Here is a 15,944-nt window from a genome sequence, read left to right as displayed (position 1 = left end):
TTACTGTCAATAATGGCTTTCCTCAAAAAATAATAATTATTATTCAATATTGATAAATATATCATCGATGTTTGGAATTTCTTTAATTACTCCATATTCCTTTAACCATTTTGCTGTTTCTTCCCATGAAGCTTTTTCTTGTGATCCAAAACCTTGCTCTGATTCCATTTTTGGTAAGAGAATAGACAAGCTTTCTGTTTCTATTTCTTTTTCTAAGGGAAAGTTTCCTTCATCCTGGTGATCAAGCAGGATTTGCAGTGCCTCTTCTTCATTTTCAATCATGAAATCATATCCTTTTCGTGCAGCCCGCCAAAATGCTTCAATATTTTTCTGTTCCTCTTCCCATGTCTCGTCACTGGTAACAGCGACAATTTCATAAAAGTGAGGAACCCCGTAATCTACTGGATTAATAAAATCAATATCATAGCCTTCACTGCGCAGAACTGGCACTTCATGGTTTACATACATACCACTTACAGCATCAACCTGCTCAGAAATAAGAGAAGAACCCAATTCAAATTCCACATTCAGCATATCTACTTTTTCATAATCTCCACCGTCATGTTCAACAATTGTTTGAACAATTGCTTCATTAACAGGAATTCCAGGATACCCTACCTGCTTCCCTTCTAAATCTTTCGGAGAATTTACCGGATCATCGGAACGGTAAACAATGTGATTTAATGGCTCCCGAACAATAGCAGCCACGGATTTAACAGGGATATTTTCATTTGCTCTTGCTGCAATCACATCAGGCTGGTAATATAATCCCATCGTCACATTGCCTGAAGCTGCAAGTGACAGCGGATCTGTCGGATTTGCTGGAAATTGAATATCAACATCGATTCCCTCTTCTTCAAAATACCCTTTCTCTTCTGCTACGTATAGATAACTATGTACAGCATTCGGGTACCAATCAAGCATAATAGAAACGGTATTTGTTTCTTTTACGTTTTTATTATCCTCTGCTATAGATTCTTCCTTTTCATTTCCACAAGCACTTAAACTAATAAAGCTTATTAGAATACCAACTATTATTGATAATTTTTTCATATTAAGATCTTCTCCATTTCAATATATATTTTTCTAATAAAACAACAGTAATAAACAATAAAATTCCAATCAAAGAAAGAAGAACAATTGGAGCAAAAACACCCGCTCCATTAAACTGTGTCATCATCCGACGACTAAAATACCCTAAACCTGCTTGTGCACCCAGCCATTCTCCTATTGCTGCTCCAATCACACTCATCGGCACCGCTACTTTTAGCCCTGAAAAAAAAGATGGCAGTGCAGATGGGACTTCTAATTTGAAAAAAATCTGTCTTTTAGATGCACCTAATGTTTGAAATAATTCTTTCAGCTCTTTGCTTGTTGACCGAAAACCATCGAATGTACTGACGGTAATAGGAAAAAAGGTAATGATAATTGTAACGATAACTTTACTCCAGATGGAATATCCGAACCAAAGTACAAAAATGGGCGCCAATGCAATAATAGGAATAGTTTGTGATGCAATTAAAATCGGATAAATCGCTTGTTGTAATGTTTTAGATAGATTCATGCTTATTGCTAAAGTAACTCCCAGTACCAATGAAATCCCAAGTCCAATGGAAATAACAAGAAGCGTAATAGGAAGATGATGCAACAAGAGCTCTGTTTTTAATTCCCATAGCTTCATCACAATTTCGGTTGGCGCTGGTAAAATAAATGATGTATCAATAAACCGCGCTCCAGCTTCCCATATAAGTAAAAAGATTGTGATCAAAATAATAGAATAAAGATAATTTTTCATGGTTTACACCCTCATCCGAAACTGATCAAGTAAATTATTTTTTAGCTCCGTCACTTCTTTTTTATCTAAATCGTATTGCCGTCTTGGTCGTTCTAAAGGTACGTTAATTTCTTTTAATGTTGTAAATGGGGTATCCGTAATGACGAAAATGCGGTCAGACAAAAATAATGCTTCTGAAATATCATGTGTTATAAACAAAATAGTAGATTGCTGTTGTTCCCACTGTTCTAATAACCATTCCTGCATATATAACCTGGTCATTGCATCTAAGGCTGAAAAAGGTTCGTCCAACAACAACACATTAGATCCGGATAACGTGGCTCTTAAAAAGGAAACCCGTTGCCGCATTCCCCCAGATAATTCATGAGGGTATTTATTCTCGTATCCTTTTAACCCAAAGGCCTCCAGCAAGTTTTGAACAGTTCTTCTATCGAGATGATTTTCCTTTTGCAGTTCCAATGGAAGAGCTGCATTTTGTTGAACAGTCCGCCATGGCATCAATAAATCCTGTTGAGGCATATAACCAACTTTTCCAGAACGATTGGTTACTGGATCCTCGTTTAAATAGATAGTTCCGCTTTTCAGTTCCTCCAATCCGACAATTAGACGGAAAATTGTCGACTTGCCGGACCCACTTGCACCGATAATGCTTACAAATTCACCATCCGCAATAGAAAGATTCATATTTTTTAATATAGGAATTTTCCCTGCATCATTTTTGTAATAGAAATTTACGTTTTGAAACTGAAGAGCTATTTTTTTATTTTGTTCTCTCATCCTTCGTTCTCACCTTCCCTCTAACAAAAAGTGTATTATTATGTCTTAAAAGCAATCATCAACTAATTAAATATGCAAACCTCCTTCCAAATAAAAATACCCCAGACATGAAGCCCAGGGTACATACATTTCCTTATGATAGAAATTACTTTGCATGTTCCCTACGCTGGTCTCAACCAGATCAGGTTCTAAGGGTCTATATCTTACGGATAGTATCTCAACCAGCAACACTGGTCCCCCTACATTCTTATTAAATTGGTATCTCTTTTATTGAATTTATGACATAAGCATTAAAAAACCCATTCAACGAATACAGATGAATGGGAAATGAATACATAACTAGATTATTATCTACTTAAGTAAGTCATCACTTCCCTACGTTAGTCTTAACTAAATCAGGTTATAAGAGTCAAGTTTCCTTTCTCAGCGATAAAAATCGCTCCCCTAGTGATTATAGAAATATGAAATTTTTGATTCTATAAATGAACTTGTATGATTGAAAAATACGTTAAGATTCACAATGTTATTTTCATCAGCCACATCTATAGAGAACTGTAGGAAAAATAACTTAAAGTAGAATCTATTTAAACATATAAAATTATAATATGCAAATTATTCTAATTTATCTTTTAAAATCATGAGATTTGTTTGTATATAAAAGAAGATATATCCGCCTATTTTAATATGTTTTCAGGTGAAATTTGGTGAAATAATATAGGATATACAACGGTATAATAAAATAAAAAGAATAACTTTTACTGAGATACTCCTGTTATATGAGGATAGGAGCATCTATTATTTCTAAAGGTATTTTATAATAAATAAAACAGATTAAAAAGAACAGCTCAGCTTGGCTTACATAGCTGTCCTCTTGTAAACGGGACTCTTGTTACTGGAGAAGTGATATTATTTGGAAATCCTGAAGACAACCTTTTAGAACGAATAAATCCTATAGCTGCAATTAAATTCAATTATTGAGAAACCTAAAAAGTGACTTCCATGGATGCAAAGAAGTCACTTTTTATACGAATTGATTTCCCCTCAATTATTTCCTTTATATGTCCGATAGAAAATTACTGTAACTTTATCATTTATTACAGCAATCATTAACCAGCCAGCTTCTGCTTCCTCTCCTCCTCTTTTTCCTTTCTCCGTACTTCTCTAAATTTATTTGTTTCAGATACAATCACGCCGGATAATAAACAGAGCGCAATCAAGTTGGGCACTGCCATTAATCCATTGAATATATCCGCAAGATCCCATACTAACTGCACAGATTGAACCGCACCAAACAGGATAACCAGACAGAAAATGATTTTATAATAGATTGTATTTCGATCTCCAAAAATATAACCGAAGCATTTCTCCCCATAATAGGACCAGCCCAGAATAGTGGAATAAGCAAAGAAAATAAGGCCGAATACAACAATATAATTACCTAATCCAGGCAAGAAAAAGTCAAAAGCTTCTCCTGTAATGACAGGTGCTGCATCTGCTCCAAATTGCAAATGCAGCCCGCTCATCACCACAACAAGTCCGGTAATCGTACAAACCACGATCGTATCCAGAAATGTTCCTGTCATCGATACTAACGCCTGCCGCCCTGGATAATCCGTCTTCGCTGCCGCTGCCGCAATTGGCGCTGAACCAAGACCCGCTTCATTGGAGAACACCCCGCGGGCAATCCCGTATCGAATCGCTAAACCGATAGCTCCCCCGCCGACAGCTTCCGGATTAAATGCAGCCTCAAAAATAACTGCAAACGCCGCAGGAACTTCCGTAATATTTAAAATAACAATAATCAGTCCGCCAGCTATATAAAACAAAGCCAGAAATGGGACAAAGATAGCAGTTACTCTTCCAATGCCTCTCACTCCGCCAAGCAAAACTAATGCAGTGAGCGCCATCAAGATGATTCCCGTAACCCATGGGTTAATATTAAAAGTAGCTTGTAAGGAACCGGCAACAGTATTCGATTGCGTCATATTTCCAATTCCAAAGGATGCTAAAAAGCCAAACAGCGCAAACAAAACAGCTAACCATTTCCAGCCCAATCCCTTTTCAATATAATACATTGGACCGCCTGATATTTCCCCTTTATGATTGACGGTACGGTATTTAACAGCTAAGATAGCTTCACCATATTTTGTGGCCATCCCAAAAAATGCCGCCAGCCACATCCAAAATAGCGCACCAACACCGCCAAGGAGCACAGCTGAAGCAACTCCAGTCATATTACCAATTCCCAGTGTCGCCGCCATAGCAATCATCAATGATTGGAAATGAGAAATATCTCCTTTTTCGTTTTTGTCTTTATTTTTACTTTTAGAGAATGTTAATTTAAGCGCATAAGGTAAATCTCTTACTTGTAAAAATCCCAGACGCAATGTTAAAAATATTCCCGTTCCTACAATCAGTACGAGCGTAATCGGCCCCCAGACGATACCATTAACCGTATCCACTATTGCCTGTATGCTTTCCACTTCCACATCTCCCCCTTTTCAATTGTCTGTTTTTTCACAAAAATACAATTACAGTAATTGTATTTATTTTACATGAATATCATCTAAAAATCTATGAGAAAATGAAGAAGTGTAAAGTAATTTGACACGGTGTGATAAATTACTGTAAAAAGCGTATAAAGCTGGGCTGGGTGGCCTTATTCATACGCTTTATTACAATTACATTGGAAAGCTTGAACTTATTTATTAAACCCAAGCTCTTCTAAAAATGCGACACTTTTTTTCACATCGGCTAAACTGCTGCCTGCATTTCGAGGATCACGCTCCTGCTCGATCGTGATAAACCCTTCATATTTTAATTTTACAGCTAATAACTCATATATTTCTTTATAATCAATAACACCTTCACCTATAGGACACATTACATTTTCCGCACAGGCATCAAAAAAACGGATTTTTTTATTCATGACTTGTCGGTAGACATCTATATCAATGTCTTTAAAATGAATATAGTCTACACGATGATATAGCTTTTCCAGCCATTCTATCGGATCCATTTTTGAATAAAGTAAATGTCCTGTATCTAAACAAAGACCGGCTACTTCATACGGAATGTCCTCTGTCAGTTTCAATATTTCATCCGAAAATTCAATGTACCCACCGGCATGTGGATGCACCACTGCACGAACACCGTATTCTTGCGCAGCTTTCTTTGCAATTTGGGTAATATGAGAGATCATATTACCCCATGCCTTATTTGATAATCTCTGCGCCTGATCAGGGTGACCTGCTGCATAATCTCTTTCATCATGGCCCCAATCAATCACAATCAGATAAGGTGTCTTAAACTTTTGATTGTCTCCCGCTTGTTCTTGCGGCATCTGCGTGATTAAAGAACAAATAGCCTCTACTTGTTGAAGCAGATTAGGCAGATTGGCCTCGGAGACAAGATCATCAAAGATAGTCCCTGCTACAATCGTAAGTTCATTTTTTTCCAGTTCTTCTTTTAAAACACTTGTATCAAGGGGTAAATAACCGTACGGACCTGTCTCAACCCCTGTAAATCCGGCCAGATGCGCTTCTTTTAAAACGTCTTTCCAATCTGGAAGGTAAGGGTTCTTAGGATCATCAACTCCCCAGCAGCATGGCGCACCCGAAATGTTTATTGTCATGATTCCTTCTGCCTCCTATCATATAATGTTAGTAGTTTTAAATTGCATGATGCTTCTTTGTATCCTTATTGCCAAATGAAAGACGAGTAAATATCTTCCCCCTATACCAAATGGCGACAAGCAGCGTCGCTATCATCCCTAATCCACCTGCAAAATAGAACCCAGATGCGAGACCAAACTGCGAATTAACCACTCCTGCTAAAAATGGACCAACAAATATACCTATTGCATAGATAGATTGATACGCCCCCATAGCTGTTGCTCTTTTTGCAGGTTTAATCGATTGGATAGACATCCCCAGCAGCAGCGGGAAAATCATTCCTAAGGAAAAGCCCTGCAATCCCTGAATGACCAAAAAGATACTCTTCAGCTGTGCGAACGGAATAAGCACAGTAGCTATCGTCACCAGCAAAAAGGCAGCCACCAAGGACTTCCCCTCTCCTAAGCGAGGAATAATCACGTTTCCCATAAAAAGCGTCGCAATCGCGTGCGGCACCATAAAAGCAGCTACAATCCATGTAATCTCACTCGCTTCAAAACCTGTCTGTAACGCAAACGTTGATGTAAAGCCAAACATGGTCGAGAAAATAATACTATGAGCCAATATGGATAACAGAGACACTTTTAATAGCGACGGTTCGCGGATAATATGTATTAATACTTTTAGCTTAATGGGCTCGGAGACTTTCTTATTTTTTGGTTCATAAATAAAGAAAGCCAGCCCCCATCCAATCACACTGAACACACTGCCAATCCAAAATGGCGCCTTCCATCCCCATTCCTCAACAATATAGCCGCTAAAGCTCATCCCAAGAAATTGAGCCAGCACGACAATAAAAGAAATACTTCCCATTGCTATATGCACCTTATCCTCTGAAAAATAAATGGGATATAAGACAGTAAAAGCAACCCATGATGCAGCTGCAAGTCCGGCCAGCGCACGTGCAAACAATAACCATCCAGCCCCATCCATCGTTAGAAATATAAAACAGCTGAGCATGCTAATAAACATGCCAAAGAGGATAAATGGTTTTCTTAGTTTTATGATGTCGGAGGTTATCCCAATTGGCAGCCTAAACAATAATTGGGTTAATCCGTAGCTGCCCAGGATAACCCCGATAAAGGAATATGGAATCCCTGTATGCTCCATATACGGAGATAAGGTTGGAACATACATAAATTGCGGAAACCATAATAAAAACGATACCAGCATAAATAAATTTTTGTTCCTGTTCATTGCTTTTGTCATGGATAACCTACTTTCTAATTATCTTTTTTCTATATATGGATCTGAAATAGTTTTAATCTACTCACTTCCAGTTTAAATAAAAAAACGATAAAAGTATTTATAATTTGCTGACCGTTTTTTGCATTCTGAAGTCAGCTTGTTCTTAAAAAAGCAAGTAGATAAATACCAGCATTTCATTCCCTGCTTAGTATATAAATCAATATATTTATCTTGTGTTCTTCTGATTAAGTATCAAAAAAGCTGTCCTGTCCATCTAGTTTTACAACAAGATTTATCAGGAACAGCTTTTCATTTTAGAAACTGCTTTAGCTTTGCTTATTAAAAGCTCAATGTTTGTTTGAGAGCATCAACAGAGGTCCGGACCCCTGCTTCAGGAGTCATCGTTAAATCTTCCATTTCTAAAGAAACATACCCATCGTATCCCATCATTTTAACGACAGAGAAAAACTCTTTCCACCACTGTAAATCCTGACCGCATCCTACAGCTACATAATTCCAGGCTCTATTTGCTACATCATCGATTTCTTTTGTTTCTAGCAAACCATTTACACCAGATAAGTGCCGTTCTAAACGTACATCTTTACCATGGACATGATGAATCGCATCTCCCAGCTCTCTAGCAGCCAGAATCGGATCTGCTCCCATCCAAATTAAATGACTTGGATCTAAATTCAAGCCCACGATAGGACCTACAGCATTACGTAATCGAAATAATGTTTCTGGATTATAAACCAGCTGTGCACTGAAATTCTCTAGTGCAATTTTCTCGATACCACACGCTTCTGCTTTTTTCACTAACTCCTGCCAATACGGAATAGCCACTTTTTCCCACTGATAATTTGATGCCTCCTTCTGGTATTACAGAGCCAAAATTTTTATGAAAAGAGATTACTAACAATATTATTAGATAAGGTTGGAAATTAAATTCAATAGAAAAAGCGTATGAGCTTGAATATCCTTTCAAGTTCATACGCTTTTCTATCACTTCAAACCTTGATTCATTTGATTTAATCTTCCAACATTACTGCGATTACTCATTCAATCGAAGAACTTTTTTAAGACTCTCACTTCAAGAAATGAAGGAAACATATTATTTCCAAGTGGGAGATGAAAGAATCCCCCACTGAAGGAAGTTTCACTTTATTTGATGCCTGCGTAAGCTTAATGATTTACCCTAAGCCTTTTGCTCACCATGCTTCCGAAAACGCTGTTCTAATTGCTCTAATGTCAGCCCTTTGGTTTCCGGCAAATATCTTGCTGCAAAGGTAATCAATAAAATTCCCAAAGCAACGAATACTAAGAACGTAATCGATAAACCTGTTTTATCCAGCAATACGGGAAAACCTAAACTAATTAAGAAATTAAAAATCCACATACAGAAGACTGCAGTTCCCATTCCTATACCGCGAAAACGGGTCGGGAATATTTCTGACAGCATCAGCCATGTTACCGGAGATATAGCACCTTGTTGAAATGCAAGGAACGTAACCGTTAACGTTAGGACAACATAAGGAAGCGCCGAAGAATCAACAAGCACATTTCCAAATATCGCAATAAGAAGCAAGGCACTTGTTGTTCCAATTTGTCCGACAATCAGCATAGGGCGCCGGCCTACTTTTCCAAGAAGCCAGATTCCAAGAAAAGTTGCTAACACCGAGATAACTCCATTAGCAATATTTGCTACTAAGGCAGCTTGCGTCGCAAACCCTGCATCCCGGAGGATCTGTGTTCCGTAATACATAATCGAATTTACGCCAGTACCTTGCTGGACAAGCGATATACCAATCCCAAGGAATAGAATACGACGTACCCACTTTAGCTGAAGCATGTTCTTAAACGTTGTTTTTTCTTTCTCATTTTCTTTCGCAAAGGATTCTTTAATCTCATTCAATTCAATCTGTGCTTCTTCCTCGCTGCGAACTCTGCGAAGAACCTCCAAAGCTTCATCTGTTCGATTCTTTGACACAAGCCAACGAGGGCTTTCTGGCATTTTTAACATTCCAAAGAATAACAATACTGCTGGAATTGCTGCAATAACTAACATATAACGCCATACTTCTGGAATAACATCTGCCATGTTACCAAGTATCGCATTAACAATGAAAGCTATCAATTGTCCTGATACAATCATCAGCTCATTGATGGTAACTAATTTCCCCCTTCTGTTAGCAGGAGACATCTCTGCCAGATAACCAGGCACCGCTACAGAAGCTCCCCCTACGGCAACTCCTAAGGCGAAACGAGAAATAACCATAACTGTTATGTTAGGGGCTAGTGTACAGCCAAGCGTAGCAAAAAAGAATAACAGAGCTAAATAAACAATATTTTTACGACGTCCTAAATAATCAGCCAGCCGGCCTCCTGTCACAGCACCAACTGCAGCTCCAAGCAGAAGCGCACTTGCCACCAATCCTTGTGTAAATGAGTTTAAATCAAGTGACTCGGCCATAAAAGGCAGCGCACCGTTTACAACACCTGTGTCATATCCAAAAAGAAGCCCGCCTAATGTCGAAACCATAATAACCTTAATTAAAAATGAGTTTTGTTTTGTGTTCACTTTCTCTTTCCTCCCTTGAAGATACCCCTTTAAAGCGTACACTTAATAAAGCGCTTACAATCATATTCAACCGCTTTTCTTCATACATGGTTTATCCACCAGTTTTTTTAAGGGTAATATCAAGCATACAAACTGTTATGTATACCTGATATTACGGAGTAAACATCTATATCTCTAACCTTCTATTTTTACATGCTATTTATTAATCCAAATGTAAACCCTCTTTAATAGATTTCAACGTTAATTCATTGGACCACTCCGGTCGATCCGGATAAGCAAATACCGCATTTGTCACAATCCCATCAAACTTCATTTCTCTTAGCTTCTTATATAGCGCATCAAAATTGATTTCTCCCTCGCCTGGATTTAAATGCTGGTGAATGGTCACATTAGCACCGGGAGGATTGATAATGTAACGCAGCCCAAATGCTGCTTTATGATTCAGCGTATCTGCAATCAATACATGGTCAAGCAAGTCGCCAGCTTCCTCCAAATGTTGCTCCACATCTCCAATCCCATCATCATAGAAGAAAGCATGCGGTACAGAATAAACCAGCTTGATCCAATCTTTATCTAACGCACGAATCATACGGACTGCTTCCGTATTCAGTTCAATAAAATCATGCGGATGCGATTGGATATTTAACCTGATTCCTTCTTTTTCAAAAAGAGGCATCAATTCATCCATTGATTTCACGAATGCTGCTTCACTGTCTGTCGGACGTGTTTTATCTCCAGCAAATTCTGTATTCATCAAATCGACATCCAGCTCAGAGGTGATTTCGATACAGCGCTTCCAATTTCTAACCGCTGCTTCCCTTACTTCTTCTACGGGAGAAGACCATTGCTGCACAGGAAGTACCGATGAAATTTTCACGCCGGCATCGGAGCAATATCTCTTTAAATCTTTGATTAACTGCTTATCGACTTTTGGATATTGATTGAACCAGATAAAATCCTCCCGCGGGGAAAGCTCCACATACTCATAACCTAACCGAGCAACATTCTCAATCGTATCCCTTAAGTTCGTATTATCACGATAATGTGATGGATCATAAGCTAAACGCATTCTATTCATCTCCTTTAAAAATTTGTCTGATACTATTTTTGTTTCATCACCTTTAAACAGTATGTTCTGCTTTAGCCTCTTGATAAAAAGCTGGCTGTTCAGGCATTTCTATTGGAACGATTTTTCCTGTTTGTTTCGCTTCAATACTTGCATCCGTTGTCACTGCTACAACATAACCATCCCATGCTGACGGACCATGCACCTCACCTTTGACCGTAGAATTGATCCACTCTTGTAATTCAACATCATATGCTTCGATAAAGCGTTCTTTCCAGTTTACTAGAATATCAGTGGAAAGCTTGGCTTGACTGCGCATTTGAAGGCTAGGCGGTTCCGGTAAATTAGCTATGCCCGTCTCCCCGACAACCTTACATTGAATATCATATCCATATTGACAGTTAACAAAAATCTCCGTATCGATACGAATCCCTTTTTTCGTTTCTAATAATATAATAATCGGGTCTTGCAGCCCTTCTTCAGCAAGGTTTGTTCTTCTTGGCTGGATAACCTGTGTAGAAACATAATCATCCTGAATCAGCCATCTCAGCACATCAATTTCATGTACAAACGAATCCGTAATTGCCATATCACCGCTAAAATTCGTAACAGAAGGTGCTCTGTGTGCACAATGCAGCATCAACGGTTCACCAACCTTGTTATTATCGACAGCCTGTTTCAACGTACGATATCCTTTATCATATCGTCTCATAAAACCTACCTGTACCAGCTGTTTCCCATATTCCATTTCAGCTTCTACGATTCGCTTACACCCCTCTGCTGTTGTCGCAAGCGGCTTTTCACAAAATACAGGTTTTCCAGCTGCAATCGAAGCTAACACAAACTCTTCATGAGTTGGCCCCCAAGATGTGACAATGACGGCATCTACTTCATCCGCTTGAATCAAATCATGACCATTATCGTACACTTTCGCCTGCAGACTTTCGCGTTCCACAACTGCATGTGCCTGTTCACTATTTACATCGGTTACAGCGACAATCTCTCCTCCTGTCAGAGAGTGTGTAATTCTATGAATATGATCCTGCCCAATTGCTCCTGTTCCGATAACACCTATTCTTAAAACCATAAAAGTTACCTGCCCTTCCTTTATTGGATTAACATACCGATTACTTTTTAGAAGCATCACTTATTCAACATATTGAATGCGTTTTCTTTTTATAGAAGAATGAAGCTCGCTCTACTCACAAACAAATGGATACCCTTCTGTTTTTAAAGACTTATAGAAACAGAAATAATCATAGCTTTCCAATGATAAGTGATGCATTCCTTTTGTACAGCGTATATTACATTTTTTGAAATCGATTACTATTTCAAAAATAATTAATAAATAATCAAAATATACCCATGAAGTAATCATATCTATTGGTATATTATAGAGAAAGATATTTAAATTGTATTTGCATAATTCAGCCATTTTTTTGCATTTTCAGGACATGGCTGGGGAGGGCAGTTCAGACTTAGTAAAGAAATATTTGGCATTGGTAGGATGTATTTCGCCGGTAAAAAGAAAATCGTTAATTATTTCTTCCATATACAAAAGAAATATAGGACAGCTTTTTTTAAATCAAAATATATTTGAAGCATTCATTTCATTAAAAAACTCTTTCCCAGCTTTTATATTAGGAAAGAGTTTTTTAATACATGTATATATTGTTTTAGGGAAGATTTTGTATTTACCTTATTTAGCTTTCCTTAAATTCAGATTCCACCGTCCCTTGATATATCTTTCTATATTTCGCTGGAGGAGTTCGTATAATCTGCGTAAATACTTTTGTAAAATAATGCAGGCTGGAAAATCCACAAGCCGTAGCGATATCTTTAATCGACATCTTGGTTCCTCGTAAATATTCCGTAGCTAAACTCAGACGCTCTTCCTGTAAAATCTCTGTAAATGTCTTGCCCGTCTCCTCTCTGATCAACCGGGACAAATGGCGCTTCGAAACATAGAAGTCATCTGCGACCTCTGATATTTTAAGATTTTTTTGCAGATTGTCCTTTATATAAAGATTAACTCGATAAACTAAAATTTTTCTTTCATCAAAATCATCATCATTATCTTTTAAACTGGATTCCTGTTCAGGTAATGGGTAAAAGGAGTCGAATATAGCAGGCAGTAAATTAGAAGCAAGCTGTTTAAGCATATCTTCTTTCCATCTATGTTCTACATCTATCGCAGACTGATAGAGTGCTTTCCATAAATAAGCATGTATCGCTTCTTCTTGCGAATGGATGACAGGCTGCACCTCTTGCTGCAAATCTTGTATATAATGTCTCCATTTCTTAGCTGAATCACTTTCTTTTAATTCAAATGCAAAATATAAATAATACATTCCTTGTGCACTGGATATTTTATGTTCCTGATTAGGCTGCGTCAAAATAAGAGAGTGCGGAGCCAGCGGGTAACTAACATCCCTTTCCTGGTATTCTCCAGTTCCGCCAAGTACATAAGACACCTCAAAAAAACTGTGTACATGCGCTTTTGTGCCAAAATGACGCTGCCATCCTCCCCAATAATAAACTCGAAACTCAGCTCCATATATCGAAATAGAAGTAACATATTTATTTAAATCTTTTTTTCCTTCAAATAGATTTTTCATCCTTTTATACAACCTTTCCCATGAAGTTAAAAAGCTCTAACGCATTTTCTAAAAAGACAAGAAGCTTTTTAACAGCACCCGGAATCAATCGGTGTCAAGCATATATAGAAGTATTCCAATTTATATTGATAACAAGCTTTTTATCCCTTTGTGTAAGAATAAACAGAGGCTGTCACCTAAATAATAAGTAACAGCCATTCATTTCATGCAGCAGCTTACAAAGCAAAAATATCGCTGATTGCTTTATACTCTTCATCTGAAATAGCAACATCTAATGTTTGCAGGTTATTTTGCACTTGCGAGCCGTTCTTTGCTCCAGGAATAACAACATCAATGGCATCATTAGCCAAATACCAAGCTAATATTAAATGAGGAATTTCCACCTGTTTAGCTGCAGCAATCTCTCGCAGCTTCTCCACCCTGGCAAGATTCTTCCGGAAGGACTCTCCCTGAAAATGGTCAAAACCATTGCGTAAATCCCCTTCTGGGAACGTCGTATTTTCATCGTATTTGCCAGCGAGCAACCCAGAAGCAAGCGGAAAGAATGGAATAAAGGAGATGTCATTTTCTTTCGTATAATCAAAAAATGTTTGCTCCGCATCTCTTTGGATCAAATTATATAAATCTTGGACGACATCCACATATCCGTCTTTGTTTGCCTCTTTTAACTGATCCAATGAAAAATTGGAAACACCGATAGAACGGATTTTTCCTGCATCCTTCAATTCTTTCAATGCACCAACCGCCTCATCTTTAGGCGTATTTTCATCGGGATTATGAATATAAAATAAATCAATATAATCTGTTTGTATACGCTTTAACGCATCATCTACAGCTTGCTTTAAAAATGCCGGAGAATTATCAAACTGCACCTCTCCATCTACAAACTTATGAGCAGCCTTTGTGGCGACGACTACTTCTTGACGCTTGCCCATGTCTTTCACGACTTTTCCTACTAACTCTTCCGAATAACCCGGTCCATAAATAAAAGAAGTATCTAAAAAATCTACGCCGTGATTGATGGCATCCCGAACCATATCCATTCCTTGTTCATCCTTCAGATTCGGGTATAGGTTATGACCTCCAACTGCATTGGTTCCTAATCCTATCGGGTTAACAACTAAATCTGTTTTTGCGATCTGCACTTTTTGTACCATGTTTCCTCCTCCTCTAATCTATGAATGAATGCTAGCTGCGATAGATTTCAGTGTCGTTTCTTTCGCTGTTCGAATCACTTCCTCCGCAGGCATTTGATAATACTCCGGACGGAACAATTCAACAGAGACAAGATCTTCTTTATAACCAATCTCTTTTACTGTCTGCAGCAACTTCTCCAGATCAATGACACCTTCCCCAGGCCAGACACGATGTTCGTCCCGAAGTACTCCGACAGGGTAATCCTCTGTATCATCGATATGTAAAATAAAGATTTTCTCTCCATCCGCCTTCTTCAGAAATTCAAAATCTGAATTCATTGCATGAAAGTGAAAACAGTCAAAAACTAAACCAACACTTTTTCTGTCTACCGTATCAATAATATCATAAGCCTGTTCAAAGGTATTAATTGTACATTCCGGATGCCCAACAAATTCCAATGCCACCTTCACATCTTGCGCTTCTGCTATGTCCGCGAATTGGTTCAACATACTGACTGCACTCACTTTAATATCTTCCTTAAGAAGCGCCTGATCAGTTACTAATGGCACCACGACCACATAAGCAGCTCCCAGCTCATTGGCGTTATCCACCATCGTTTTAAATTCTTCGATGACTTGTTCCTCGTCCTCGCGGTTATTGAAATATACCAGCGCATTTAAAGCGATTGGTTTAATATGATGGTTTTGGAAATAATCTTGTAATTCTTCCATCGAATGGTCTCGCAAGTATTCCGGCAATTTATCCATTGTGCGAATCTCGATATAGTCATAGCCATGCTTCTCACAGTATTCGAGATCCTTGGCAAGGTTTGAATTCTCTAATGTAGTTGCTTGGTTATAGCAGAGTTTCATTTTTTTATCCTCCTTGTAGATAATAGGCGTCCTATCACATGTTTGCTTTGTATTGGTATACACCTTCCATTAAAGCGCTTGCATTATTTTTGGAAATATAATGCAACCTGTGAATGATTGCAATAAGTTACTATTATCTTCTTGTGAATTTATTGTTATGTTTTTCAGTCTAAATCAAGGAAGAGGATAAATATTTATAATTTGATGCCTATCTTTTGTATTATGGAGACAATATTGAT

The 15,944-nt window shown here is 38.0% G+C and carries 12 protein-coding genes, 1 pseudogene and 2 riboswitches; all 13 genes and pseudogenes read right to left on the bottom strand.

Going from position 1 to position 15,944, the window contains the following annotated elements:
- Positions 1–39 precede the first annotated feature (39 nt).
- Positions 40–1,053 carry an ABC transporter substrate-binding protein gene (locus tag ACFO3P_RS02795; protein ID WP_289584967.1) on the bottom strand — a complete coding sequence of 338 codons (1,014 nt, stop codon included), beginning with the start codon at positions 1,051–1,053 and terminating at the stop codon, positions 40–42.
- Position 1,054: 1 nt separating this feature from the next.
- Entirely contained in the window at positions 1,055–1,795 is a 741-nt protein-coding gene (locus ACFO3P_RS02790) for an ABC transporter permease (protein ID WP_289584966.1), read from the bottom strand.
- 3 nt (positions 1,796–1,798) lie between these two features.
- Positions 1,799–2,572 carry an ABC transporter ATP-binding protein gene (locus ACFO3P_RS02785; RefSeq protein WP_289584965.1) on the bottom strand — a complete coding sequence of 258 codons (774 nt, stop codon included), beginning with the start codon at positions 2,570–2,572 and terminating at the stop codon, positions 1,799–1,801.
- A 141-nt stretch (positions 2,573–2,713) separates the two neighbouring features.
- A riboswitch (TPP riboswitch) is annotated at positions 2,714–2,823 on the bottom strand.
- Between the two features lie 104 nt (positions 2,824–2,927).
- A riboswitch (TPP riboswitch) is annotated at positions 2,928–3,028 on the bottom strand.
- A gap of 650 nt (positions 3,029–3,678) precedes the next feature.
- A complete protein-coding gene (locus ACFO3P_RS02780; RefSeq protein ID WP_212928718.1) occupies positions 3,679–5,046 on the bottom strand; it encodes an alanine/glycine:cation symporter family protein in 1,368 nt (455 codons plus the stop codon).
- A gap of 227 nt (positions 5,047–5,273) precedes the next feature.
- A complete protein-coding gene (locus ACFO3P_RS02775; protein ID WP_042531699.1) occupies positions 5,274–6,206 on the bottom strand; it encodes a TIM barrel protein in 933 nt (310 codons plus the stop codon).
- A 37-nt stretch (positions 6,207–6,243) separates the two neighbouring features.
- A complete protein-coding gene (locus ACFO3P_RS02770) occupies positions 6,244–7,455 on the bottom strand; it encodes an MFS transporter (protein WP_289584964.1) in 1,212 nt (403 codons plus the stop codon).
- Between the two features lie 318 nt (positions 7,456–7,773).
- Positions 7,774–8,307: pseudogene (locus tag ACFO3P_RS02765) on the bottom strand (sugar phosphate isomerase/epimerase family protein); the annotation flags it as partial.
- Positions 8,308–8,629: 322 nt separating this feature from the next.
- Positions 8,630–10,012, bottom strand: coding sequence for a sugar porter family MFS transporter (locus tag ACFO3P_RS02760; RefSeq protein WP_289584963.1), 1,383 nt, complete (start codon positions 10,010–10,012; stop codon positions 8,630–8,632).
- A 202-nt stretch (positions 10,013–10,214) separates the two neighbouring features.
- Positions 10,215–11,081, bottom strand: coding sequence for a sugar phosphate isomerase/epimerase family protein (locus ACFO3P_RS02755; RefSeq protein ID WP_289584962.1), 867 nt, complete (start codon positions 11,079–11,081; stop codon positions 10,215–10,217).
- 52 nt (positions 11,082–11,133) lie between these two features.
- Positions 11,134–12,165 (bottom strand): bifunctional inositol 2-dehydrogenase/D-chiro-inositol 1-dehydrogenase, encoded by a 1,032-nt coding sequence (iolG, locus tag ACFO3P_RS02750; protein ID WP_289584961.1) that lies wholly within the window; start codon positions 12,163–12,165, stop codon positions 11,134–11,136.
- Positions 12,166–12,781: 616 nt separating this feature from the next.
- Positions 12,782–13,696: a helix-turn-helix domain-containing protein gene (locus ACFO3P_RS02745; protein ID WP_289584960.1), complete on the bottom strand. Its 915-nt coding sequence runs from the start codon at positions 13,694–13,696 to the stop codon at positions 12,782–12,784.
- Positions 13,697–13,911: 215 nt separating this feature from the next.
- A complete protein-coding gene (locus tag ACFO3P_RS02740; RefSeq protein ID WP_289584959.1) occupies positions 13,912–14,853 on the bottom strand; it encodes an aldo/keto reductase in 942 nt (313 codons plus the stop codon).
- Between the two features lie 18 nt (positions 14,854–14,871).
- Entirely contained in the window at positions 14,872–15,705 is an 834-nt protein-coding gene (locus ACFO3P_RS02735) for a sugar phosphate isomerase/epimerase family protein (protein WP_289584958.1), read from the bottom strand.
- Positions 15,706–15,944: the final 239 nt, after the last annotated feature.

This window comes from Oceanobacillus aidingensis, assembly GCF_042654105.1.
Taxonomy (GTDB): Bacteria; Bacillota; Bacilli; order Bacillales; family Amphibacillaceae; genus Oceanobacillus; species Oceanobacillus oncorhynchi.
This window is presented reverse-complemented; position numbering and strand designations above follow the sequence as displayed.